Source organism: Catalinimonas locisalis (assembly GCF_038039535.1).
Classification (GTDB): Bacteria; Bacteroidota; Bacteroidia; order Cytophagales; family Cyclobacteriaceae; genus Catalinimonas.
Window position 1 is genome coordinate 68,025 of sequence record NZ_JBBPHP010000025.1, and the last position, 24,432, is coordinate 92,456.

The 24,432-nt window shown below is 41.6% G+C and carries 23 protein-coding genes and 1 pseudogene; all 24 read left to right on the forward strand.

Features of this window, described 5'->3' with window-relative positions; translation table 11 throughout:
* Positions 1-6: 6 nt before the first annotated feature.
* The 24 genes and pseudogenes from WJR50_RS23045 (at position 7) to WJR50_RS23155 (ending at position 24,408) form a co-directional block, all read left to right on the forward strand.
* Positions 7-1,080, forward strand: coding sequence for a hypothetical protein (locus WJR50_RS23045; RefSeq protein WP_341295654.1), 1,074 nt, complete (start codon positions 7-9; stop codon positions 1,078-1,080).
* Between the two features lie 229 nt (positions 1,081-1,309).
* Complete coding sequence (locus WJR50_RS23050; RefSeq protein ID WP_341295655.1) at positions 1,310-1,603, forward strand: hypothetical protein; 294 nt, start codon at positions 1,310-1,312, stop codon at positions 1,601-1,603.
* 901 nt (positions 1,604-2,504) lie between these two features.
* Positions 2,505-3,089 carry a helix-turn-helix domain-containing protein gene (locus WJR50_RS23055; protein WP_341295656.1) on the forward strand — a complete coding sequence of 195 codons (585 nt, stop codon included), beginning with the start codon at positions 2,505-2,507 and terminating at the stop codon, positions 3,087-3,089.
* Between the two features lie 104 nt (positions 3,090-3,193).
* Positions 3,194-5,542 carry a multicopper oxidase domain-containing protein gene (locus WJR50_RS23060; RefSeq protein WP_341295657.1) on the forward strand — a complete coding sequence of 783 codons (2,349 nt, stop codon included), beginning with the start codon at positions 3,194-3,196 and terminating at the stop codon, positions 5,540-5,542.
* Positions 5,543-5,588: 46 nt separating this feature from the next.
* Positions 5,589-6,152 carry a DUF305 domain-containing protein gene (locus WJR50_RS23065; protein ID WP_341295658.1) on the forward strand — a complete coding sequence of 188 codons (564 nt, stop codon included), beginning with the start codon at positions 5,589-5,591 and terminating at the stop codon, positions 6,150-6,152.
* A gap of 158 nt (positions 6,153-6,310) precedes the next feature.
* The gene (locus WJR50_RS23070; protein ID WP_341295659.1) at positions 6,311-6,700 is read left to right on the forward strand and encodes a DUF302 domain-containing protein; all 390 of its coding nucleotides are present in this window, start codon (positions 6,311-6,313) and stop codon (positions 6,698-6,700) included.
* Positions 6,701-6,868: 168 nt separating this feature from the next.
* Positions 6,869-7,051, forward strand: a pseudogene (locus tag WJR50_RS23075) (short-chain dehydrogenase); the annotation flags it as partial.
* A gap of 204 nt (positions 7,052-7,255) precedes the next feature.
* On the forward strand, positions 7,256-7,483 hold the full coding sequence (locus tag WJR50_RS34235) for a GDCCVxC domain-containing (seleno)protein (protein ID WP_445223483.1): 228 nt from the start codon (positions 7,256-7,258) through the stop codon (positions 7,481-7,483).
* Positions 7,484-7,524: 41 nt separating this feature from the next.
* Entirely contained in the window at positions 7,525-8,181 is a 657-nt protein-coding gene (locus WJR50_RS23080; RefSeq protein ID WP_341295660.1) for a DUF2231 domain-containing protein, read from the forward strand.
* A gap of 587 nt (positions 8,182-8,768) precedes the next feature.
* Positions 8,769-9,371: a hypothetical protein gene (locus WJR50_RS23085; RefSeq protein WP_341295661.1), complete on the forward strand. Its 603-nt coding sequence runs from the start codon at positions 8,769-8,771 to the stop codon at positions 9,369-9,371.
* A 201-nt stretch (positions 9,372-9,572) separates the two neighbouring features.
* A complete protein-coding gene (locus WJR50_RS23090) occupies positions 9,573-11,105 on the forward strand; it encodes a vitamin K epoxide reductase family protein (RefSeq protein WP_341295662.1) in 1,533 nt (510 codons plus the stop codon).
* 81 nt (positions 11,106-11,186) lie between these two features.
* A complete protein-coding gene (locus WJR50_RS23095) occupies positions 11,187-11,807 on the forward strand; it encodes a class I SAM-dependent methyltransferase (protein ID WP_341295663.1) in 621 nt (206 codons plus the stop codon).
* A gap of 33 nt (positions 11,808-11,840) precedes the next feature.
* Entirely contained in the window at positions 11,841-12,860 is a 1,020-nt protein-coding gene (locus WJR50_RS23100) for an ion channel (protein ID WP_341295664.1), read from the forward strand.
* Between the two features lies 1 nt (position 12,861).
* Positions 12,862-14,151 (forward strand): amylo-alpha-1,6-glucosidase, encoded by a 1,290-nt coding sequence (locus WJR50_RS23105; protein ID WP_341295665.1) that lies wholly within the window; start codon positions 12,862-12,864, stop codon positions 14,149-14,151.
* A gap of 136 nt (positions 14,152-14,287) precedes the next feature.
* Positions 14,288-14,611, forward strand: coding sequence for a four-helix bundle copper-binding protein (locus WJR50_RS23110; RefSeq protein WP_341295666.1), 324 nt, complete (start codon positions 14,288-14,290; stop codon positions 14,609-14,611).
* A gap of 128 nt (positions 14,612-14,739) precedes the next feature.
* Positions 14,740-15,747 (forward strand): L-histidine N(alpha)-methyltransferase, encoded by a 1,008-nt coding sequence (locus tag WJR50_RS23115; RefSeq protein WP_341295667.1) that lies wholly within the window; start codon positions 14,740-14,742, stop codon positions 15,745-15,747.
* Positions 15,748-15,778: 31 nt separating this feature from the next.
* Positions 15,779-16,141, forward strand: coding sequence for an NADH-quinone oxidoreductase subunit A (locus WJR50_RS23120; RefSeq protein WP_341295668.1), 363 nt, complete (start codon positions 15,779-15,781; stop codon positions 16,139-16,141).
* Between the two features lie 6 nt (positions 16,142-16,147).
* Positions 16,148-17,941: an NADH-quinone oxidoreductase subunit D-related protein gene (locus WJR50_RS23125; RefSeq protein WP_341295669.1), complete on the forward strand. Its 1,794-nt coding sequence runs from the start codon at positions 16,148-16,150 to the stop codon at positions 17,939-17,941.
* Between the two features lie 10 nt (positions 17,942-17,951).
* On the forward strand, positions 17,952-18,854 hold the full coding sequence (locus WJR50_RS23130; RefSeq protein WP_341295670.1) for a complex I subunit 1 family protein: 903 nt from the start codon (positions 17,952-17,954) through the stop codon (positions 18,852-18,854).
* Complete coding sequence (locus WJR50_RS23135) at positions 18,851-19,366, forward strand: NADH-quinone oxidoreductase subunit J family protein (RefSeq protein WP_341295671.1); 516 nt, start codon at positions 18,851-18,853, stop codon at positions 19,364-19,366. The genes WJR50_RS23130 and WJR50_RS23135 overlap by 4 nt, the downstream gene beginning before the upstream one ends.
* A gap of 4 nt (positions 19,367-19,370) precedes the next feature.
* Positions 19,371-19,676 (forward strand): NADH-quinone oxidoreductase subunit NuoK, encoded by a 306-nt coding sequence (gene nuoK, locus WJR50_RS23140; protein WP_341295672.1) that lies wholly within the window; start codon positions 19,371-19,373, stop codon positions 19,674-19,676.
* A gap of 2 nt (positions 19,677-19,678) precedes the next feature.
* Entirely contained in the window at positions 19,679-21,565 is a 1,887-nt protein-coding gene (locus WJR50_RS23145; protein ID WP_341295673.1) for an NADH-quinone oxidoreductase subunit 5 family protein, read from the forward strand.
* Positions 21,566-21,568: 3 nt separating this feature from the next.
* On the forward strand, positions 21,569-23,047 hold the full coding sequence (locus WJR50_RS23150) for a complex I subunit 4 family protein (RefSeq protein ID WP_341295674.1): 1,479 nt from the start codon (positions 21,569-21,571) through the stop codon (positions 23,045-23,047).
* The gene (locus tag WJR50_RS23155; protein ID WP_341295675.1) at positions 23,044-24,408 is read left to right on the forward strand and encodes an NADH-quinone oxidoreductase subunit N; all 1,365 of its coding nucleotides are present in this window, start codon (positions 23,044-23,046) and stop codon (positions 24,406-24,408) included. Before WJR50_RS23150 ends, WJR50_RS23155 begins: the two co-directional genes overlap by 4 nt.
* The last annotated feature ends 24 nt before the right edge of the window (positions 24,409-24,432 follow it).

The window sequence follows — 24,432 nt, forward strand, 5'->3', positions numbered from 1 at the left end:
AGAAGTATGAAAACAACAATAATCAAAACCCTCCTCTATCTTTTTTTTGGGTTAATATTTATGCTCAGTTTTAGCACATTCATTTATTCCATACAAGTAGAGAATGCGTATGTTCATTATGAAGAAGATCCTATCCTCCATAAAATCAACTTTTACCAGGAAAATAAAAATCAGATTAATACACTTTTTGTTGGAACCAGTAGAATTTACCGGCAGATAACACCAGCACTATTTGATTCTTTGAATCATGGCGCTACAGTTTCATACAATGCTGCTTATGATAACTTAAGGCCTTACCGAACTTTTGATTACATCAAGTACCTGGAAATTGACAGTTCATGTAAATACCTGTTTATTGAGCTTATCCCTCCTTCAAGGATTGGCGGCAATTACAATGCAAATCCTGCATTATTTTCTATTGATTATGATAAGTACTTTAGCATATGGGATTTTAGCATAAAATCAAATTACCCTATACAATTTAAAGTTTACTACTTACTTAGATATTCACAGGCTTTCTTCTACAAGTATTTAGGGTTTGGTTTAAAAAAGTATATCGGGCTTATTATAAGTGACTATGAAACAGAATTAGAACCTTTATCTTATAGCTTAGAAGAAACCAGGGGCTTTCAGCCTTATCAGGATGATCCCGTATTAAATGAAAATGTAAAGGCACGAAGAAAACAATTCCTACAAAACCCGGAACAAACTCTTAAAATCATAATCCGCCAATCCAAACCTGTCATTTCAAAACAGATAGCTATTAGTGACGCTTATATTGATGATTGGCTCCACCTAGAAAAGCGCCTTATGGATAGGAATATCGAAGTTTTTTATATTATAACTCCTCGGCGAAAACCTTATGACCTGGCTTACATCGCTACAATGAGAGCTTTTGTAAGAGGTCAGGTAATTGACCTTTCTTCACCGGAACTTTATCCATCATTTTATCAGAAGAAGTACTCTTTTGATGAAGAGCATTTAAATGAAAAAGGAGCAAAAATTTTCACAAAAGAACTCAATAATGCCTTCAGAAATAAAAAAGATGAAACTAACTATAATCTTCCAATAAGTGGATAAAATAAAACCTGACATATTCATCGTACCAGTAGCTGCCCTGATCCTTTTGGTAATAGGCTATGTGTATTTCTTAAGGAAAGTGTCTGATCAAACAGCATATAAGAAGTTGGTAATCCATATACTGATTTTGGCTTTTCTGTTTAATCTAGTTTGAGAAGTTCTACAAGGGCCTCTTTATGAAGGTTTCCAATACAATATTAAGCATATTTCAATTTGTGCACTAGCCTCAGTGGCAGATGCTATGTGGGTGATGCTACTTTACAATCTTTTTGCCCTGATTTACAGAGACTTTTTTTGGATTCAAAAATTGAAAAAATTACGTATTGTATTAGTAATGTTGGTTGGTGGAACGGGGGCAATTCTATCTGAAATGAGCCATGTCTCTGCTGATCATTGGGCTTACGCAGAAAGCATGCCCATCATTCCTGTTGTTGAAGTTGGTCTTTCCCCATTCTTACAATTTTTAGTTTTACCCATTTGGATTTACCTGATAAGTAAATACTTTTTGAAAGCCTATGGATAGGCTCAGTTAGTCTGACAGGAAATGACAATACTAGAGTGGAATTTTAGATATTATTTTTATTTGTTGTAAGTCATCTCCATATTTTGTGAAGAAAGTAGTAATTAAGATTAAAGGGATTTATAATTGAAATGTAGATTAGTTTACATTAAATTAGATATATAACTTTTATCGCCCCCTTTAGTTTTATAATAATCAATTGTACAGAGGTTGCGAAGAAAAAATAACATATCACGAATAAATATTGCCAGTTCTTTACTGGTTCTTTATGCTTGCTTTGGGAGCATTAGTTTTAACTGTGTTATTGGTATATGTTTTTGTCATAATGAGATCTTTGAAAAGTCTGATACTCATTCAAGCGTTTCTGAGGAGGGTCATGATACCACCCATGCTCATGGAGATATGGACGATAAGCTTCCATATGATCATACTGAAAAGTGTTGTAGTGAGTTTTCAGAATCACTTCTCGGAAAGGAACTGATACTTAAAGACAATTCATCTGAAAGAACAAAAACCTATAAGGCATTTCTTCCTCTTTTCATTCTGTCCTATCGGATAAAGCGTAATAGTAGTTTGGGATCTGATATTCCAAACATCAGGTACAAATATCCTCCTCCTAAAGTGCCTGACATACGGATATTTATCCAATCTTTTCTCAATTAGCCATTGCTATATCATTTCTTGGATAGCCTGGGATTGCTATATCTCATAGCGAAGTAAATTTTTATTGCTAACCACAGATGCATTATAGAAGGTGCGGGTGTTCTCGCGGCTCATATGCTGTTAATAAGATAGTTGGTTACAAAGCATCCTAATATTTTCTTCCATATCCCGTCTGGCTATCACATTGTCTTTTTTAAACTACAAAAGCCTAAGCAGAAAGCACTGGTTAAATGATACTGTTATGAAGAAAACGAAACTGCATATAAAGAATATGATCTGTCCGCGTTGCGAAACAGTCATACGCATTGAAATGAAATCTTTAGGGATCAAAGTGATAGACTTCAGGCCCGGTTATGCTACAGTCGTAATCCCTGATTCAGTTAACCTCACTACTTTGGAGAAAAAACTTTGCAATCATGGATTTGAATTGTTAAACGACCCGGAGAGCAAGTTGATTGAACAATTAAAAACTGCCGTCCTTGATTTCTTATTGCTTCAGGAAACTGTGGCAGGGCCGAAAAAAGAAATACCAATTTTTTCTGCCTTTCTCATCGCTCAGATAGGAAAGAACTATGCGCATCTAAGCAAGTTTTTTTCAAAGCACGAAGGCAGGACATTGGAAAGTTACTACATCCATTTGCGAATAGAACGGGTTAAAGAACTTTTGGATTATGGTGAACTCAATGTGAGTGAAATAGCCAGAAAACTGGGTTATAGTAGCGTACATTATCTATCCGCCCAATTTAAGAAAGTTACCGGCATGTCAATTTCTGATTATAAGAAGAACGCAGAAAAGATAGGTAGGACTTATCTCAACAGGATTTGAATTTATTTCATAAAAAAAATACAGAATTTCTAACATTTATTTCAAGCTCACTTTAAACAGCTCCTTATCTGAGGGATTGTTATACTAGATATACAATTAGCATAATGAAATTACATATTTACTTTTTATCCTTATCATTTTTATTACTTTTCACTTCACATATTGTCTATAGCCAGGATACACAAGATACAGTAGTGTATAATCTTACCATCAGACAAGAGATGGTGAAGAAGGCTGGAAAAGAATCTATGGGTATGACGGTCAATGGGGGCATTCCCGGTCCTACAATTCGCTTTAAGGAAGGAAATTATGCTGTTATTTATGTAAAAAATGAGATGGATGTAGAAACATCTGTCCACTGGCATGGGCTATTGTTGCCCAACTTCTATGATGGTGTACCTTACTTAACTACTCCTCCTATTGAACCCGGTCAGACGCAGAAATACGAGTTTCCGCTGATACAATCGGGCACTTATTGGTACCATTCTCATACCATGTTGCAGGAGCAGAGCGGGGTCTATGGTTCTATCGTGATTGAACCTAAGGAGGGAGAGAACCTGGATTATGACAAGGAGTTGGTGATGATACTGTCTGACTGGACTCACCAGAAGCCAATGAATGTATTGCGGAACCTAAAACGTGGCAATGAGTGGTACAATATCAAGAAAGGGACGGCCACACCGCTGAACCAGGTGATCGCCCGGGGTGCTTTCGGTGCCCAGCTGAACTTCTGGAGACAGAGGATGGAAAGCGCAGATATAGCAGATATTTATTACCCGGCTTTTCTCAATAACGGTCAGGTAGTGCAGGAATATCCCCAGTTTGAGCCGGGAGATAAGGTTCGTCTGCGGATTATCAATGGTGCAGCCTCATCGCAATTCTGGATGACCTTTGGTGGAGAAGACCCATTGTTGGTAGCAGCAGATGGTTTAAACGTGGTACCGGTGAAACGCAGTAAAACCTTTATTGGCATTGCTGAGACTTATGATTTTATCGTTACAATTCCTGATGAAGGGAAGATAGAGTTTAGAGCCACTGCACAAGATGGTTCCGGCTACTCTGTGGCTTACCTTGGGACCGGTGACATTATTCCTGCTTCGGAAGTTCCACGTCCTGATAAAATCAAAATGATGCAACAGATGGCAAAAATGGATATGCGGATGGGAGCTCCGGCTATGAAGTATAACCCAAGTGAAGAAGAACCACAGGAAATGATGAATAATTGGGGCATGCAGATGTATGGCGAAATGGACATGGAGGGTATGGATCATGCTGACATGGACCACCATATGAATAAAAATGAAGACATGGACATGGATATGCCTGATGAGGATACACCCAAACAAATGGATCATGCTCAAATGAATCATGAAAATAGTATAGAGATGAACGAGTCGACATCAGGTGATCAGATGGCAGGTATGGATATGTTCGCAGAATACAACTATGACTATTTAAAAGCCCCTACCAGTACCACTATAGGCGAAGATCAACCGGTAAGAAATATCCTCCTTAACCTTACAGGTAATATGTGGCGCTATATATGGAGCATGAACGGTGTCCCTTTGTCTGAAGCGGACATGATCAAGATTTCCCAGGGAGAAAAGGTGCGCATTATTTTTAACAATTTGACGATGATGCATCATCCCATGCACTTACACGGTCACTTTTTTAGAGTGGTTAATAAGCATGGAGAATACTCTCCTTTAAAACATACCGTCAATGTACCCCCTATGCAAAAAACGGTGATTGAATTTGATGCCACTGAAGACAGCGACTGGTTTTTGCACTGCCACGTACTCTATCACATGATAGGAGGTATGGCCAGAGCCGTAAGCTACGATACAGAGCGCGATCCACGAATGGAAGAATTTCCAGCCAAAATTTTATTTGGGGAAGGCAACCACTTTTATAGTTGGGGATTGGCTGATGTCGCCTCTCATATGTCAGAGTTGAACCTCGTTTCTTCCAACATCAGAAACCAATTCAATTTGAATGCCGAGTATGGATACAACCAAAATATGGAAGCCGAACTTACCTATGAGTACTATCTGTATGATTACTTTAGGGTATTTGCTGGGATGAACGTAGAAAACGAGATAGAAAATAGCCTGGATGAAATTTCAGCAACCGCTATTGCCGGTATCCGATTCTTTACACCCTACATGTTCAATCTTGACCTCAGGGTGGATAATAAATTACGGCCTGAAATCCGAATAAGCCGAGAGATCATGATATTTCCCCGTACCGCTATTTTTGGGAACTATGAGTATCAGGCAGACTTTGGTTGGGTAAACACTTTAACTGAAGAAGGAACTGATGTGCCGGTAGATTATAAGGGAGAAAACACCTGGTCAGCTGGTGTGGAATATTTCCTGAACAGAAATTTTTCATTAATGGGTAGCTATGACAACCGCTTTGGAGCAGGTGGAGGTTTATCCTTAAGATTTTGACTAAAAATAAACTTTTAAAACAATTAAATTAGAAAAACTTAAAAAGATGCAAAGCGAACAGAAACACGGCAACAATTACACTAAATTTTTCGCAATGATTGCAACCGCTATGGTAGCAATGTTTTTTTTAATGTATACCCATTCTTATCAGATTATTGATCATTTCTGGTTCAGTGAAACGAGGCTTTTTATGACGCTGATCATGACTGGTTCCATGATCATCATAATGCTCCTGTTTATGCTGAATATGTATCAAAATCGAGGGGCAAACATAGCGACCATCGGATTGGGTATCGTATTGATTGCCGGTGGTATAGGTTTGGTAAGAAGCCAGGTCACTGTTACGGGTATTGACTACATGGAAGGCATGATTCCCCATCATTCAATTGCTATTTTGACGAGTGAGCGTGCTCAAATTGAGGATATAAGGGTAAGGGAACTCGCTGATGAGATCATCAAAGCCCAGCGTAGGGAAATTATGGAAATGCAATGGTTGATCAATGACATCAGAGAAAATGGTGTGGTAGAAACAGAAGAGGAAAAGAAAAACAGGCCCTTGCCTGAGTTTGAAGGTTTGCTTGAAGAAGAAACACGAAACCTGACTGAATAGCAGCCTGACCTAAGCTTGTGAGGTAAAAATTGATCGTCTCAAAGTGATAGGGATCATTTACTAAGGGTTAGCTATCCAGATGTGTAACAATTGTTACATCGTTTTACAATTCAAATCACTATAATCTCATAGGACGAAACACTAAAAAATATAAACCCATGAAATACTACCACGAAAAAATATTGAAAGGCGCAAGCTTCGAAGAAGCGATCCAAAAAATAACAGACGCCCTGAAAGAAGAAGGGTTCGGAATCCTTACCGAGATTGATGTAAAAGAAACCCTGAAGAAAAAGCTGGATGAAGATTTTCGACCTTACAAGATCCTGGGTGCCTGCAATCCGCCTTTTGCGCATAAAGCATTGTTAGCTGAAGATAAAATAGGGGCGATGCTGCCCTGTAACGTAATTGTACAGCAGGTAGATGCTGATAGCGTAGAAGTTGCGGCTGTGGACCCGGTGGCTTCTATGCAGGCAGTTGACAACAAAGACTTGGCCGAAATAGCCAAAGAAATTCAGTCTAAGCTAAAGTCAGTAATAGAGAATCTTTAATCACATTTTGAATATTTAAAAAAACAGAAAAATGGAACAATTATCATAAGGAAACTCCACAATAATCACAATAGCTTCATAAAGAATTGGTAAAAGTACTGCAATACTTCTCGCCAAAAACGGGATCAATATAGATAATTAGTAGCCGAGGTTGATGAGAAAGCAGTAGTAGAAAAGCTGAAGCCCCACGATGTGGGCTCGCTTTTTGTCAAAGTGGATACATTCAGTGCTGAAGATGTTTCTCAAGGGGTAAAAATTATCAAGGACAAATTTGGAAGTCTGGATATTGCCATCAACAATGCGAGTATTGGAGGAGAAAGTGCATTGATTGGTGAATACAGTATAGAGTAGTGAGATAACACCATAGCCATTAATTTTCCGGTGGTATTATAGTATGATGTATCAGATTCCGGCCATGCCTAAAAGCTTTTGTGTGCCCTTACCTAGAGATAAAATAACATACAATAAAGACATATTACCATACAATGTTTTATGCTCTAGACTACTGATTTCTCTTATAATCATTTACCTTGATTTAGGTATTTTTTTCTGGTTATGAAGGTAAAAAAACTTTCCACCCTTACATGTCCGGTTTGTAAATATCAAGTTTTGAAAAGGATGCCTCTGGAAAAATCAGTTTCGGAGTTTGTATGCTTGAACTGCTCCTCAACCATCAAAGTAAAAGAGTATGAATGCTGTGTGTTCTGTACTTATGGTTCTGTAACATGCCCAAGAGTACAAATATGGAGGCTTCTGAGAAATAGACTGGATAAAAATCTATAAAATATAATAATCACATAAAAACCATTATTTGCAAGCTTAACATGAAGACACAAGCTACTTTGATATTCTCTTTATTTATCCTATTCCTATGTACATATCCACTTCATGCACACGAAGGTGAGAACCATCAACAAACTCAGCAAGAAACTACAGAACATGAGGAAAGCCATCATTCTAAAGATGAAACAAAACAACGAGGTGCCGAACACTCTGGTTCAGGAAAGGTCGGCGCTGATTTTGATGATTTTCCTAATCTGCACCCCCTTCTTGTTCACTTTCCGATAGTACTGTTAATTTTAGCAGCTATCCTGGGAATATTTAACATTTTTTTCCTGAAACAGGAGTTGAATTGGGTCTTAACCATCGTAATTTTCGTAGCTACCTTAGGTGCTTACGCAGCAGGGCGTTGGTATCATCCCCACACCCATGACCTCACAGCACAAGCAAAACTGGTGCTGGAGCAACATGATTTGTATGCTGATTGGACAATTTATCTGTCAATTGCTGCCTTGATAGCACAGCTAATCCACCATTTTATAATCAAAGGAAAACGTTGGTCTATGGTAGCAGTAGCTCTTATTCTTATCGGAGGTGCATATACTGTAAGTCATGCAGCACATTATGGCTCACAATTAGTATACATTGAAGGAGTAGGGCCACAGGGAGATTTTTTAGAAACAGGAGCACACAGCCACTAAACATGGCAATTGACTTTAAGCCTCCTAGATTTAGGATCTAAAATAATTTCATACAAAAAATACAGAATTCTGAACATTTCTAGAGGCAAATTACCAAACAATTAAGTGGCTATTATTTTATTATGCTCTGAGCTAATGGTTTAGATATTAATGCAGAAGCATTTCTACCGCGCTGAATCATGTATTTCTATGGAATACAATCATAGTATAAACAGAAGGTACAGTAAACTTAGCTTTGATGAAGTGGTACGCAAATCAAAATATTGACTGATACAGGCAGAGTTTGACACCATCCATGAATATATACTGGATGAATATTACTATCAGCTAATTGAGGAGGAAGTAGGTCGTTCTATTGTACTTGCAGCAGATAAATCGGAATTATCTGAAATAAGTGATTTAGCACTTTCATCATGCAATGATATCATCATAGAGGAAGCAAAGAGACAGTTTGTTGAAATAACATTAGTTGGCCCAAATGCTCTGGCAATTATGGGTAATCCTAAAGCTACTACCCCAAAAGATGACAGGATAAAAAGACAATTTGAGACCATTTTGAATTATGTAGAATAATTAACTTCTAGCTCATGAAGCTCTCATATACAGGTATTTACATCGTCATTGTTATCAGTTTTACCATTATCGTAGCGAATTGTGTTGGAACAGAAAAAGAGCAGGAACAGAAAGAGAATGAAATGATGGGGGAAGGGATGGTAGGGGGTAATGAAATGATGAATGAAGAAATGCGAAAGGCCATGATGTCTGGCAAGATGGACGAGAGTATGATGGGTGATATGCGCAACATTCATCAGCTGTTAACAAATCATGAGAAAATCCAACGCCGGGTTGAAAACCTGGACAATGGCGTCAAAACCTGGACAGAATCCAATGATCCTGAGCTGGTACCAGTTATACAAACTCATGTACGACAAATGAAAGAAAGAGTAGAGAACAATCGCCCGATTCGGCAGATGGACCCACTTTTCAGGCAAATTTTTGAACATGCTGATGAGATTAAAATGCAAATTGAAAATACAGAAAGAGGCGTATATGTACTGGAAACCTCCGATAATCCTCAGGTAGTAAAATTGATACAACAACACGCCCAGCGAGCAGTAAGTGAATTTGTAGAACAGGGTATGTCCCGTGCTATGGAAGCTACTCCTTTACCTGATGGATACGAGCAATAAGATGTTATAACAAAAAATTTCATAAATAATGATGAATCAAAACGATATGGGTATGGGAGGTGGAATCTGGATGTGGGTGTTTGGCATCTTGATTTTTATCGTGCTTGTTTTGCTGATTATGTGGATGATAAAGCAAATCAGGAAATAGTGTTTATCTTATAATAGGCATTTAATTTTTTAACCTTATATAAACTGATTTTTATGACAAGTAAAGGTGACAAGCACTCCGGAGGTATGGGTTCCCGTGGAGTAGTCCGCCCTATGGATATGCATCAAAATAACAACAACCATCAGAACCATGAAGATGGTGACCACGAACATCATAAGATGGATCAGGAACAACGGCTGCAAATGTTGCACATGCACCACCAGCAAACTTTGTGGATCTACTGGATGCTCGTACTTTTAGGTTTCTGGCTGGTTTTGTCGCCCTTGACTTTCAGCTATGGATCAGGAACAGTAGAGCCCAGCGGGGGGCGGGAAGTTTGGCTTTCATTATCTCAAAGAATTACTGTACTTAAATGGAGCGACATCATCAGTGGATTACTGCTGATTTTTTTTGGTTGGCGCTCACTCACACCTAACCGCCCTGTGAGCTTATGGCTTTGCTGCTTTATTGGGGTTTGGCTCAACATAGCCCCGGTCTTGTTCTGGGCACCTACAGCAGTAGCTTACCTCAACGATACCCTGGTTGGTGCTTTGGTAATTGCCTTGACTATCCTGATACCAGGAATGCCCAACATGATTATGTACATGAAAATGGGTTCACAGGTACCTCCAGGGTGGAGCTATAACCCTTCCAGTTGGCCCCAACGTTGGATTATGATTGTACTTGCTTTTGCCGGATGGATAGTATCCCGTTACCTGGGGGCTTTTCAGTTGGGTTATATAGATCAGGTATGGGACCCTTTCTTTGGTGAAGGGAGCCGTTTGGTACTCAACTCCAACATGTCTCACTCATTGCCAGTCTCTGACGGTGCATTAGGTTCTTTAGCTTATACCTTTGAGTTTTTGATGGGTTGGATGGGAAGCCCTTCCCGCTGGCGCACCATGCCCTGGATGGTAGCTTTATTTGGTATTCTGGTAATTCCTCTCGGCCTGGTTCATATCTTCCTGGTGATTTCTCAACCGGTAATTGTAGGGTACTGGTGTACCCCCTGTTTGCTGGCCGCAGCTATCATGTTGCCCATGATTCCGCTGGAGTTTGATGAGGTTATAGCAATGGGGCAGCACATGGTGCAGGCCAAACGAAGAGGCGATAACTTCTGGAAAGTATTCTGGAAAGGTGGTGAACCTGTAGAACATAATCAGGATGAACGTTCTCCTAAATTGATGGATCTTCCTCAAAGTCCCTGGAAAGTATTTAAAGCCTCGGTGTGGGGCATGTCTGTTCCCTGGACATTGGCTATTTCTACCCTTCTCGGTGCCTGGTTAATGTTTGCTCCGGCTGCATTTGGAGTTAGCATAGAAACTTCAGCAGCCGACATCAACCATCTGGGAGGTTCATTAATAATAGTGGTCTCTGTGATATGTATGGGAGAAGTAGTGAGAAGGGGGCGTTATCTTAATGTCTTGTTGGGCTTAGCATTAGCTGTAATTCCCTGGTTTTTGCAGGATAGTAATTTTGCTTTAAACCTGAGCAGTGCTATTACAGGGCTGCTTGTCGCCGGACTTGCTATACCACGAGGTCCTAAAAAAGAAAGCTATGGCCTATGGGATAAGTATGTAAAATAGTTTTGGAGTTTAGCTGCAAGCTCTCTGTGTATCATTATACTGAAGCTTGCAGCTTTTTAGCGCAAAAGACATCTAATAAAAATGTCAGTCAACTACTTCATAAATATAGCAGACTCCTATGATAAGAAATGGAAGAGCTATACAGACAATACATTAGAAAAAGCCTTTCAGTACTTCCCTGAATCGTTGGAAGGAAAAACCATACTTGATTTTGGCTGTGGCACAGGTGAGCTGATCAGAAGGACATTGGAAAAACATCCTAATCTGGGTCATATTACGGGTTATGATCCTGTAGAAAATATGTTGCAACAGGCCCGGAAGAAAATTCAACATCTCCCTGGGTACTTAAGAGATAAGGTAAAACTGCAAAATCAAAAAAACTTTGAGAATAAATATGACCTCATAGTATCTACAAGTGTCTTCCATTATCTTCAGCACCCTGATTCAGAGATGGTCAACCTTAAAGCACACTTGCAAAAAGACGGCATGTTGATCTTGTTAGATTATATAAAAAGCGGATTTCTAGCAAAGTACTTTGAATGGGCTATCAAACGCATAGACAACATGCATCATAAAGTTTATAGTCCTCATCAAATTCAAGAAATTCTTGGAAGAGCAGGTTTTAAAATTATCAGTAGTGAAAAATTTAAGATTACTTTTTTCTGGAAAGGCGTTGTAGTTTGCGCTACCAATGAAGAGTAAATTTCCGGATAAAAAGATTCCATACCAATGAATGTGATCATATTTTTAGTGGGTTTATGCATCATATTGATAACCGCACACGACTTTTTTTATACTACCCTTTCTTCCAATGGAGCTGGAATAATCACGCATAAGATCACTAAAGCTATCTGGAGCTTGTTTCTAAAAGTAAGCAAGCTATGGGGTAACAGAAGCGTATTGAAATTCTCTGGGATTACCATCATGCTATTTCTATTTAGCATGTGGATCATACTGCTCTGGATAGGTTTGTTTGTCATGCTGATCAGTGAAGAAATTTCCGTAGTCACCTCTAGCAAAGAACTATCAGCTAGCCTGCTTGATAAGTTTTATTATAGTGGTTATGTTTTGTCAACCATGGGAAATGGCGACTTCAAACCGGGAGCTAAACTTTGGCAGGTCATTACTGCTGTTTTTTCGTTTGCAGGTTTCATTTTTATCACCACCGGTATCAGCTACATCATTTCTGTTTCTTCTGCTATCATCAACAAGCGAACGCTGAGCCTTACCATCAGTAACCTGGGTAACACCCCCCAGCAAATATTGCTTAATACCTGGAATGGAAATGATTTCTCCCGCCTGCTCACCTATGTTCCTCAACTTCAGCAGCAGATCAACAGTCATGTTCAGAATCACATGGCATTTCCGGTTTTACATTTTTTTCATACCGGCCGGAAGAAAGATGCTATAGCTGTCAATATCACTAATCTGGATGAAGCACTCAGTATAGTTTTGTTATTTGGTGAACCTGACAAAACCAATCAAGGGCTTAGGGATGATGTACATCCTTTGAGAGATGCTTTGTACTTTTATCTTGCTTCATTAAAAGGCCCTTTCATTCAAGCCACTGATGGTGAACAGGCTTTTCCCAACCTTTCTTCATTAGAGGGAATGCCCATTAAACCGTCTATATCCGCAGATGAGATAAAAAATAATTATGATACTATAAAACAAAGAAGAATGTTGCTTTCCGGTTTATTACAAAATGGCGGATGGAATTGGCAAGACATTTACCCTTCAGAAAACGAGCAATAAAATGACAGAAAATGAAATTCGTAAGAAAGCCAGGGAAGTGATGTATGAAAATATGGTCACTGGTTATTCCAAGTCAACCAATACTCATTTTCATTATACCAAACCTTCACCGGGCACATACCCTTTTCAGTTTTTTTGGGACACATGCCTGCATGTTTTCATCCTTTCTGCTTTAGGCGAGCATGATATGGCTAAAAAACACCTTATTAGTCTCTTTGCTTTGCAGGAAGAAAATGGGTTTGTGGGACATATGATCTATTGGAACAATATAACACCCGGTAGATTTACCGATATCTTTCAGTCTCGCCCCGGCCTGAAATGGAAGTTGTTCAAAACCCATATGAGTGCTTTAATCCAGCCTCCTTTAGTAGCTCAGGCTGTAGCGAAAGTTTATCATGACACTGGCGATCGCGAATTTCTTGAACTTATGCTGCCCAAACTAAAGAAATATTATCACTGGCTGGCTATCAACAGAGATTTTGAGGGCGATGGATTGCTCTCTATTATTTCTCCTTTTGAGTCAGGAATAGATTGGAAACCAACTTTTGATGTAGTGGTAGGTTTTCCGCAGAAAAAAGCAGACTGGAGGCTATTTTGGAGAGTGATATGGGTAGATGTGCGTAATTTCTGGCATCGCTACAATACTGAATCACTCTACAATAAAGATTATTTCATAGTCAAAGATGCAGGATTCAATACAATCTATGCCCAAAACCTAAGGGCATTAGCTGAGCTATGCGAGGAGCTTGATGATCCGGATGCAGATACCTTCAGATCCAGGGCTAGCCAAACCATACAAAGCATGATCAGTATCATGTATGAAGACAAGACAGCAGCTTTTTATGATGTATATGGCAAAGCAAATACAAAAATCCGGATATTGACTCCCACAATTTTTTTTCCAGTAGTGATCAAAGGCATGCCTGATGAAATTTGCAAAAAAGTAATAGATACTCATTTTTTTAACAAAACAGAATTTGACGTGCCTTTTCCAATTCCTTCAGTGGCTAAAAACCATCCTTCTTTCAATCCTACAGAGTCCCTATATATCTGGAGAGGGCCTACCTGGATTTTATTTAACTGGTTTATGCACCAATTCTTACTAGAAAAAAATTATAAAGAAGAAGCTCACCTCTTGGTAGAAAGTATCCAAAAACTGATCAAAAAAAGCGGTTTCAGGGAGTATTATCACCCTTTTACAGGTGAAGGCTATGGTGCAAATGATTTCACATGGGCCGGATTAGTCGTAAATATGATGAATATGGAAGTAGAATATAAAAGAAAAGAATAATTGGCCGCGTAGGCCTGTAGAAAATCAATATATCTAAACATAAAACCATAATTTTATACAGCTTATCAATAACAAGTCTTTAAATTAGAGGTCTATTTTTTAATACATTTTTTTAACATTTAATAATTTTTTTACCATGAGACAACATCAGGATTTTATCCAGAAATTAGCCGAGTGTGCCGCAGCCTGCGAGTACTGCTCTGACCAATGTTTAAATGAAGATGATATTGCTAAAATGGCTGACTGTATACGTACAGACCATGACTGTGCAGACTCTTGCCATGTAGCGATTAATTTCGTCGCCAGGGGAAGTAGCCATGCAAAAGAAGCAGTTCGCTTTTGCCAAACCCTCTGTAAAGCTTGCGCTGATGAATGTGACAAGCATGAAGCTCAACATTGCAAAGAGTGCGCCGAAGCTTGTCGGGCCTGTGAGGAAGCCTGCAAACAGTTCTTAGGCTAATCTATTTCTAATCAATACAACTACCTCATTATCCAGATAGCTCTAGATTTGGGTAATGAGGTTCATTTGTTACAGTCATAGATTGTGAGACATAATTTTTTACTACAAAGAGTAATTTTTTAATCACTATGTCTTTAGAAATAACAGAAGCTGTTGAAGAAATCAAATTTCCAAAAGAGACCCATCGGGAATTTGCACAAGACGTATCACAGGGACTAACTGCGGAGCAAAAGTACTTACCTTCAAAGTACCTGTACAACAAACAAGGAGATCAGATTTTTCAGGAAATCATGGCTATGCCTGAATACTACCTGACACGCTCAGAGTACGAAATTTTCTCTAGTCAGAAGTCTGAAATTCTGGAAAAATTCAGTGAGGGAGCAGAGGAATTCCAACTGATTGAATTCGGTGCAGGTGATGGAATGAAAACCAAAGTTTTACTGCAGCACTTTGTGGCACAGCAGGCTAACTTCCACTACATCCCTATAGATATTTCGGCCAACATACTGTCAGAACTCACTTCGGAATTACAGCGCCATTTGCCAGCATTAGAAGTCCAAGCCATAAGTGATGATTATTTCAGCGCCATTGAGCAACTCAATCACACATATAAAGGAGGAATACGTAAAGTAGTGTTGTTTCTGGGAGCCAACATAGGCAATTTTAGTGCAGAAGAAGTTAAGAAGTTTTTGCATAAGGTTTCCGAACATATTTCACCCGGTGACCGCCTGATGATTGGATTTGATCTAAAAAAAGATCCAACTACAATTCTAAATGCTTATTTTGATAAAGGGGGAATTACCAAGAGGTTTGATCTCAATCTGTTACACAGAATTAACGAAGAGTTGGATGCGGATTTTGACCTTCAATCTTTTCAGTATTTCCCCATGTACGATCCTATGGAAGGAGTTGTCCGTAGCTATCTGGTAAGCCAGCAAGCGCAGGAAGTACATATCAAGGCTTTGGATATTACTGTCCACTTTGAGGCATGGGAAGCAATATATATGGAACAATCCCGGAAATTCAGTCTCCAGAATATTGATCAATTAGCTCAGGCTACGGGCTTTCAGGTAGTGCATAATTTCTTTGATAGCAAGCGATATTTTACAGATTCGGTGTGGGAATTGAAAACATGAACTTCAAAACGTATCAATAATTTATCAAACTATGTCTCCTCTTAAGCAGTACCTGATTCTATTTGGCATGCTGGTATTTACCGCCGGGTTTGTAGGCATGATCTACCTGATCAAAAAATCATTGGGCAAAACCATGGAAGAGCCTGGAAAGATAGTGCCTGCTGAAAGTGGCAACTTATCGCCCAAGCCTGCCTGGGGACGCTATCATGTCCATTATTATAGCTTCGCCTTACTTTTTCTGGCCTTTGACATGGAAATGGCTTATATGTATCCTTGGGCAGTAGTATATAAGGAGTTGGGCATCATGGCCCTGCTGGACATGGGTGTGTTTCTGATGATTTTATTTCTGGGATTGATTTACACCTGGAATCAGGGAGGCCTAAAACGCCAATAATATTTGATGATGGAACACAGGATGAAATACGGTGCCAGAAAAGGCACTTGGAATTTTTTAAAGCGATGGGCTGCCAAAGCGATGGCTCATGAGCTGTATGTATTTCCTGTGCCCGGATCAGATGTATTGAGGAGCTATGGTCTTCATCTCGAAAAAAAAGGTATTAACATTGCAGCTACGCCCCGTGAAGCCAGTGTGCTCCTTCTCGTGGGCCCTGTTTCTGAAATTCTGGCAGAAAAAGCAGCTATGGCTTATGCTCAAATTCCCCGGCCCAGGGTATTGGTCTTTGCCGGACTTGATAAAGCTGATCCTCTTCCAGAACCAGATATAAAGCTTTCTTTACAAGCTGAAAATTTACAGGAAGAAATCAAAAAGCTATTGACCCAACATGCCTGGAGAAAAGAGACCGAACCATTTGCTACAGAAAAAATAAAAGAAGCGGTAGAAGATAAAGATGAAGACCACGGCCACATGCATCATGGACATGAAGGAGAGCAGGATGAGGAGCATGGAGAGGAAGAAGAACATCAGGAGCACCATCAAAAACAAGGAGAGCATGAGCATGGAAATGCTCACCAGCAAAATGAGCAGAATAAAAAACATGCTTCGCATCAACATAACCAAGAGCATACGCATCAAGAGCATGATGGACATGAACATCATAAAAAAAATAATGATGGAGATGAGCAGGATGAACACCAGCAGGAAGAAAATGAAGATCACGATCATGAAGAGCATGAGCATCAGCATGGCGGAGGCGGTGGACATAATCATGGTGGTGGAGGCTTCATGTCTATGGTAGCCATGACCAAAGATATGCCTCGCAGTATGGATGGTCTGGCTATGGAAATGAACCCCGTCCATTTCGGTCCTTTCTTCCCCGGATTTCCGGGAGGCTTAAGTATTTCCATGATGCTGGATGGTGATACGGTGATGCAGGCAGAAATAGAAAAAGGGCTTCTGTGCAGGAATTTGATGGAGACTTTCCCCTCAGAACCCAAGGCATTTGTAGGGCATATTGCTACAATCAACCCTTTAGCCCCGGTAGCCTTCCGTATACTGGCAGAAAAAGCTGTTGCCAATGCCTTGAAAATGGAAGATGATGAGCAGAAAGGTATAAACGATCTTGTCCTGCTGGAAAAGGAAAGAATTTTAAGTCACCTGAACTGGCTGGCAGTTTTCAGTCAAACAATAGGTAGCCCTGTCATGCACTTGAAAGCTATAGACTTACACCGGCAGTATCAAAGAGGGAGGGATAATGAACAGGCTATTTTAAAGCTCATAAAACAAATTAGAAAATCTTCCCATCTGAAAATGAGATTGAAGCCAGTAGGTATGATTCCTAAAAACCTGCTTCATCATGCCAGCGGAAGCATCGCCAGAGCCGGAGGGGTGACTCATGATGCCAGAATGCAGGATAAAACTTACGAGAACTTTTCCTTTTCCCCCTTGCAAGGTAAGCACAACAATGCGTGGGGAAAATTATTGATGAGGTTGGCTGAGATAGAACAAAGTCTTAAGCTAATTCAAGCAAATGAAAAACTATCTGTCACCGGACATGAAAAGGCAATACCCTATAATGAAAGTTCGGGCGAAGGTAGGGCAAGAGTAGAGACTCCCAGAGGCGTAGCAGAAATGACCGTTCAAATCAGTGCAGGACAAGTAAAAAAATTTCATCTAACCACTCCTTCTGCCTCCCATGCGGCATTTATTCCGGAAGTAGCAAAAGGCCAGGAATTGGGTGATGCGCTGATAGGCATAGCCTCCCTGGACATTGCCCCCTGGGAAATAGATTTATAAATATACCACAATGAGCCAAACTATTTACTGGATAGTAACCATAATTTTATTTGTAGCAGGCTTGTACCTGCTGGCTGTGATGGAACGCTGGATAACCTATGGCAGATTTGACCTGCTGGCTCCTTTCAGAAGATGCTTGGCGCTACTGGGACAAGAGTCTGTTACTCCTCGCAAAATGGATAAAGTATTTTATGAAACGGCCCCACTGCTGTTTATCGTAGCTACCTTGATGGCAGCTATGATATTACCTTTTGGCAAAGGAAGCCCGGCAATAGATTTAGCTACCGGTGCTTTATTTATCAATGCAGCCCTGGCTTACATTATGGTATCTATATTAATGGCTGGCTGGGCACCTAACGGAGTATATGCTATGATCGGTGGATGGCGGTTTCTGGGACAACTTATTGCATACTCTATGCCTATCGTGATGGCGATCACCGCCACGGTGATGCGGGCTGAATCTATGGCTTTGACTGAAATAGTAAATTCCCAGCAAAGTTTATGGAACATCATCTATCAACCAGTGGGATTTTTGTTGTTCTATCTGTCAGCAATGGCTATGGCCTTTCTACCCCCTTTTGACTTGCCTACAGCTCCAGGAACCTTAGCCGGGGGAGTATGGGCTGAGTTTACAGCTGAACGTTTATTGGTTTTTCGCATAGGCAGGCTCGCTTTGATCATGACGCTTTCACTTGCTACTACCATACTTTTTTTAGGCGGCTGGCATGGGCCCTGGCTGCCGGATTATCTCTGGACTTTTCTGAAAACATTAGCAGTAGCCGCAAGCTTTTTCGGGGTCAGCCGCTTTGCCGTACGTATCCGATTCGATAGCCTGCTGGAATGGAGTTGGAAATTTGCCACGCCTGCTGCATTATTTAATATTCTTTGGGTAGGTATACTTTTATTGTTATGAATGAAACACGTCTCATATTCCTGATATTTTTTGGCTTAGTGGCTATCTGGTTTGGCTGGAGGGTATTCATGACCAGCTCTATGGTACGCTCTGCCCTTTCCCTGCTGGCTTCTATGGCAGCCATAGGTGCGATGTTTTTTGCGATGGAAGCAGAATTTCTGGGCGTACTGCAAATCATGATGATGGCTACGGAAATGAGCATCATGGCCATCTTTATGATGATGTATATGATGGACCCCGGTGGCCTGATGGGCATGGACATGAGCCACCAGAAATCAGCTTCCATCAGCGGTGGCATATTGGTAGGAGCATTTGCGATCGGGGTAACTGTACTCACCAGTTGGGGAGGAATGGCTTTGGAAGCCCCCTTGCCGTCAAAGCAGAATCATGATTTGGGCATTGAAGTTATGAAGAGGTCTATGATGATTTTTGAATCAGCCGGGGTAAGTATTTTAGTCGCTATGATTGCTGCCACGGCAACTGCTTTGCCTTACAAAAAAAATCAAATGTAATACGATGGAACTGACCATTACTTTAATCATAAGCGCCATATTATTTGGCATAGGACTTTATGGAGCCCTGGGGCAGACCAACCTCGTGATGATCATGATGGGCGTAGAACTGATGCTAGGGGCCAGCATGCTCAATCTGGTGGCTTTCTGGCGCTTTCTGCATCCTGAAACCTTCTCCATACAAATGTTTGTGCTGGTGGTGATGACCGTCATGGCCCTGGAAGCAGCCGTGGGATTTGGGATTGCTACTCAGCGATTTCGCACCAAAGGTTCGGTAGAATCTGAAGAAGCCAGCGATCTAAAAGGATAGCTATGATAACAACACTAATTTTGTCTCCTTTCATCGCCTGCATAGGCATCTATCTTTTCAGAAGAAAAGCAGATGTATTCGCCCTGGCAGGAGCACTGTTGAGTCTGGTAGCTTCCCTGTTTTTGGTATTCAGGGTAAAGGGCGGAAGTACGGTCAAGGTAGAAATAACTGGTTTGCCTGAAATGCCTTTTCTGCTAGAAGCCGACCAAAGTTCTGCCATACTTGCGGTGGTAGTCGCTGTCGTTGCTTTCTTCATTTTCCTCTACGCCAGAGGGTATATGGCAGCAGAAAAAGGGAAAGTATGGTTTTGGGCAGGCATGTCTTTGTTTGTGGCTGCCATGCAACTGCTGGTGATGGCAGGAGACTGGATATTATTCATTACCGGCTGGGAAATCATGGGTTTTGCTTCCTATCTGTTGATAGGCACCTGGCATTGGGAAAAGCAGGCCCAAGAGGGTGCCAACAAAGCATTTTTACTTACCCGCTTCACAGATCTGGGATTGTACATCGGTATTTTTATTATCATTATCGCACAGGGCACAAGCCAGATTTCGGCAACATCTACGCAAGGAATTTCTACACTAGGAGCTTTGGCCATACTACTGGCTGTGATGGGCAAATCCGCCCAGGTACCTTTTCAGAGTTGGTTATCTGGAGCCATGGCCGGACCTACTCCTGTATCTGCTCTGCTGCACTCTGCCACTATGGTCGCTGCGGGAGCCATCCTACTCCTCAGAGCTTTTCCCCTGCTGTCCGAAGGCGCTATGCTTTGGATAGGCATCGTAGGCGGCATCACCATCCTTATGACCGGAATGACAGCTATTGTCTCAAGAGATGTTAAGCAGATGCTGGCAGCTTCCACTTCCAGTCAGCTTGGCTTTATGCTGGTAGCGGTAGGAGCCGGGTTTCCGGGCGCTGCTTTCGCACACCTGCTGGCACATGCTTTTATGAAAAGCAGTCTTTTTCTTGGATCGGGCATTTATCAGCATGCAAAAGATTCCACCGCTTTTGCCGATATCGCAGGACTGGGGAAGAAACTTAAAATTTCATTTTTCGCCTTTGCTATAGCTGGAATTGCTTTGGCAGGTATTCCTCCTTTCATCGGCTACTGGTCAAAAGATGGTATACTGGCTGCAGGACTTCAAGCCTCAGCAACCGGATGGTATTTTCCGGTAGCCCTTATCGGGGCTTTCTTTACTGCAATCTATATGGGCAGGGCCATCCGAATTTTATGGAGTGATGCTCCTGAGCACGAACCGGATGACCATTCTATTGAAAAGCTTAACTGGATGCGGGCGGGTTTGCTCGTGCTGGTATTGGTAGTGGCTATCGGAGGATTCTGGCTGGAGCCTTTAGTGAAATTTGCAGAATACGAAATTCCTAAAAATGAAATAGCCAAATATAGCGGACTGGCCGCTGCAATTGCTGGTCTTGCAGCGGGTTGGTTTGTGAATACGCAGTCTCTTTTCGGGAAAGCAAGTGATTTTCTGGCCAACAATTACCAATTGGCAGGGGGTTACCAGTATATCATTGTAAAGCCTGTACTCAAATTTGCATTCTGGACAGACCGGCTTGATCAGGCGATTCATGCTACAGTGCTTAAAGTAGGAACTTCTTTTGCCGGTATCTCCCACTTTGCCCAGGAGATTGACCAGTTTTTTAGCAAACTCACAAACCAGGTCGGCAGCTTCAACCTAAAATTGGGCGTCCTATCCCGTAAGCTGGAGGAAAGTGGTATAGAGCAGTGGATAGCCTCCCTTACCTCATCAGTGCAAGAACTGGGTAAGTACAGCAAACAAACCCAATCCGGTATGGTGCACAAAGAGTTGGTGTGGTCAGTAGGCGGCATGCTGGCACTTATGATAATTCTCATTTTTTCAATGATATAAACTATGGAAGATTTTTCTTTTCCTTTACTTTCTATCACCATCTTTCTCCCTCTTATCGGGGCACTGGTGGTACTTTTTACCAAACCTGATCAGTCTAAACCTGCCTATGGAATCGGTATCACTTCTTCCGCACTTTCATTGCTAAGCGCTATCCTGATATGGATCAAAGGTGTGGAAGGTAGCTTTTCACAAGTGGAAGAGCTTGCCTGGATTCCTTCCCTGGGAGCAGCCTATCGGGTGGGCGTGGATGGCATCAGCTTTCCTTTGGTGCTACTCACTACTCTGCTATTTCTGACCTCTCTTATTTTCTCCACCAAGATCAAAGACAAAGCCCCAACCTATGTCGCCCTGGTATTACTGCTGGAAACGGCCTGCCTGGGCGTATTTTTATCCTTGGACCTTCTTCTCTTTTATGTGTTCTTTGAAATCACGCTGGTAGGCATGTACTTTATCATTGCAGGCTGGGGACATGAACATGCCAAGAAAGCGGCCCTGACATTCTTTATCTACACTTTGGTAGGGAGCCTCTTCCTGCTGCTGGCACTTCTCTCCCTCTACCTGCATGCAGATCCGCACACTTTTGATATGCGAGTGTTTATAGCCGCACCTGTGCTTAAGGGACTGGCAGCAGCGCTTACTTTCTGGGGATTTTTCCTAGCTTTTGCTATCAAGACGCCGCTTTTCCCTTTTCATACCTGGTTGCCTACAGCTCACACTGAAGCCCCTGCTCCCGGTAGCGCTATCCTGGCAGGTATTTTACTGAAATTGGGTGCTTATGGTTTCATCCGCTTTGCTCTGCAAATGACACCTGAAGCCTTTCGTGAATTTGCGCCCTATGTGATGGTGATAGCTGTAGTGTCGGCGCTCTACGGTGCTTTTGTAGCCCTGGCACAGACAGATATAAAGCGGATGGTAGCCTACACCAGTGTAAACCATATGGGGTATTTTGTATTTGGTGTGGCGGTAGCTGCCGTAGCAGGAAACACCGCCCGTGCACAAGCACTAGATGGGGCTATACTGCAAATGGTCAGCCATGGCGTAGTGACAGGGGCGCTTTTTCTCTTAGTAGGCTCTTTGCAAGATAGGATAAAGACCCGTGAGATCGCTGACATCAATGGCATCCTGCATACATCTCCCGTGTTGGGAGGACTCTTTATACTGGCTTCTTTTGCCTCACTTGGCCTTCCAGGACTAGCGCATTTCCCTGCCGAATTTCAAATTTTCCTGGGTGGGTTCAGCGTGTATCCGATAGCTGTAGGTTTTATCATCATCGGGCTGCTCATTACCTCCGGGCTTTACCTGAGGGCGATTCAAAAAGTATTTATGGGCAAAAATCCGGAAGGGCTAACAAGCCGGGATGATTTACATGCTTATGAACTATGGGCACTTGTCCCCCTAATACTATCCATTTTGGCCCTTGGTCTTTTTCCTGAAATTCTACTTTCAGTAATTCATGAAACCACAAAAATACTTGGAATATGAGCCAGATGGCCAGAGACTTAATCCTGATCCTGCCTCAGATCATCGTCCTGCTCACCGCAGTGGTAGCTTTGATATGGGAAATGTTCAGAAAACCTTTGGGTAGTCTGCTTACTTTGTCAATTGGCATGATAGCAGCTTCCATTCTGAGCATCAGCAGACTAGGATTAGACACTACTGCTTTCTCCCAAACTTTCAGGATAGATGCGCTCAATCACTGGTCAGTCATCATCCTTTGCCCTGCCTCTGTTCTTTTCGCTTTGTTGGCCCGGAGCGAACTCCGAGGCACAGATCGTGAAGGAACTGTCTACAGCCTGCTGGGTTTTTCTACCCTAGGTTCTCTCTTACTGGCGGGAAGCGGAGATGTGATGTTTATTGTACTGGGGATTCTGATGAACAGCCTGAGCGGTTTTGCCCTGGCTGCCTACCCCAAAACCGACAAGGCTACGGAAGGTGCCATGAAATACTTTGTATACGGATCAGTGACCGGTGCAATTATGATCTTCGGTTTAACTTATTGGGTAGGCATTAGTGGTAGTACCCTGCTTTCAGCCTTAAATGATCCGGCTTTACCCCCTTTGCCAGTGATTTTTGGGTTCGTAACACTGGTAGTAGGCATCAGCTATGCAGCGTCTATTTTTCCCTTTCACTTCTGGACTCCCGATACTTTTGAGGGAGCACCCGTTTCCATTGCAGCTTATCTGTCTGTGATCCCCAAAATAGGTGCTATTTATGCACTGGCTCAGGTAGCCCGTGAGATCCCTACAGAACTTTTAGATTGGCCCCTTATGCTTGCTATTCTTGCTGTGCTCTCCATGACATTCGGTAATGTGGTAGCTTTATGGCAGCAAAATGTCATCAGACTATTGGCCTATTCTACAGTTGCTCAGGCAGGATATTTTTTGTTAGGTGTAGTAGCTATGCAGCAAAGCAGCCTGGCTGAGCAGTCGCTGGTGATCTTTGGCATTGCGTACGCTGTGATGAATACCGGAGCTTTTGCCATTGTCTTAGCCAATGGTCAAAAGATAGAAGACCTCAAGGGGGTTGGAAAATCATCTCCCTGGCCTGGCGTAGCTATGACGATATTTTTGTTCTCATTGGTAGGTATCCCTCCCTTAGCAGGTTTTGCCGGTAAATTCCTGTTGTTTGGCGCAGCCATTGACAGCCAGTTTACCTGGCTCGCCATTGCTGCTATATTGAATAGCGTCATCTCTTTGGCAGTGTATCTGCGCATCATTGTTCCCATGTACTTTCAGCAGGATGCCTCCGATAAGCATACCTATTCTCGGTTAGTGTCTTTTGTATGGATTTGCTGTCTGTTTTTTACTGTGGCAGTGGGACTTGGAGTGCAGATATTCTTGTGATTTTTAATATATAAATATTCTATA

What these genes read in the sequence shown, in the direction of transcription:
- WJR50_RS23045 (WP_341295654.1), top strand. Translation starts at nt 7, where the DNA reads ATGAAAACAACAATAATCAAAACCCTCCTCTATCTTTTTTTTGGGTTA.
- WJR50_RS23055 (WP_341295656.1), top strand. Translation starts at nt 2,505, where the DNA reads ATGAAGAAAACGAAACTGCATATAAAGAATATGATCTGTCCGCGTTGC.
- WJR50_RS23060 (WP_341295657.1), top strand. Translation starts at nt 3,194, where the DNA reads ATGAAATTACATATTTACTTTTTATCCTTATCATTTTTATTACTTTTC.
- WJR50_RS23065 (WP_341295658.1), top strand. Translation starts at nt 5,589, where the DNA reads ATGCAAAGCGAACAGAAACACGGCAACAATTACACTAAATTTTTCGCA.
- WJR50_RS23070 (WP_341295659.1), top strand. Translation starts at nt 6,311, where the DNA reads ATGAAATACTACCACGAAAAAATATTGAAAGGCGCAAGCTTCGAAGAA.
- WJR50_RS34235 (WP_445223483.1), top strand. Translation starts at nt 7,256, where the DNA reads ATGAAGGTAAAAAAACTTTCCACCCTTACATGTCCGGTTTGTAAATAT.
- WJR50_RS23080 (WP_341295660.1), top strand. Translation starts at nt 7,525, where the DNA reads ATGAAGACACAAGCTACTTTGATATTCTCTTTATTTATCCTATTCCTA.
- WJR50_RS23085 (WP_341295661.1), top strand. Translation starts at nt 8,769, where the DNA reads ATGAAGCTCTCATATACAGGTATTTACATCGTCATTGTTATCAGTTTT.
- WJR50_RS23090 (WP_341295662.1), top strand. Translation starts at nt 9,573, where the DNA reads ATGACAAGTAAAGGTGACAAGCACTCCGGAGGTATGGGTTCCCGTGGA.
- WJR50_RS23095 (WP_341295663.1), top strand. Translation starts at nt 11,187, where the DNA reads ATGTCAGTCAACTACTTCATAAATATAGCAGACTCCTATGATAAGAAA.
- WJR50_RS23105 (WP_341295665.1), top strand. Translation starts at nt 12,862, where the DNA reads ATGACAGAAAATGAAATTCGTAAGAAAGCCAGGGAAGTGATGTATGAA.
- WJR50_RS23110 (WP_341295666.1), top strand. Translation starts at nt 14,288, where the DNA reads ATGAGACAACATCAGGATTTTATCCAGAAATTAGCCGAGTGTGCCGCA.
- WJR50_RS23115 (WP_341295667.1), top strand. Translation starts at nt 14,740, where the DNA reads ATGTCTTTAGAAATAACAGAAGCTGTTGAAGAAATCAAATTTCCAAAA.
- WJR50_RS23120 (WP_341295668.1), top strand. Translation starts at nt 15,779, where the DNA reads ATGTCTCCTCTTAAGCAGTACCTGATTCTATTTGGCATGCTGGTATTT.
- WJR50_RS23125 (WP_341295669.1), top strand. Translation starts at nt 16,148, where the DNA reads ATGATGGAACACAGGATGAAATACGGTGCCAGAAAAGGCACTTGGAAT.
- WJR50_RS23130 (WP_341295670.1), top strand. Translation starts at nt 17,952, where the DNA reads ATGAGCCAAACTATTTACTGGATAGTAACCATAATTTTATTTGTAGCA.
- WJR50_RS23135 (WP_341295671.1), top strand. Translation starts at nt 18,851, where the DNA reads ATGAATGAAACACGTCTCATATTCCTGATATTTTTTGGCTTAGTGGCT.
- nuoK (WP_341295672.1), top strand. Translation starts at nt 19,371, where the DNA reads ATGGAACTGACCATTACTTTAATCATAAGCGCCATATTATTTGGCATA.
- WJR50_RS23145 (WP_341295673.1), top strand. Translation starts at nt 19,679, where the DNA reads ATGATAACAACACTAATTTTGTCTCCTTTCATCGCCTGCATAGGCATC.
- WJR50_RS23150 (WP_341295674.1), top strand. Translation starts at nt 21,569, where the DNA reads ATGGAAGATTTTTCTTTTCCTTTACTTTCTATCACCATCTTTCTCCCT.
- WJR50_RS23155 (WP_341295675.1), top strand. Translation starts at nt 23,044, where the DNA reads ATGAGCCAGATGGCCAGAGACTTAATCCTGATCCTGCCTCAGATCATC.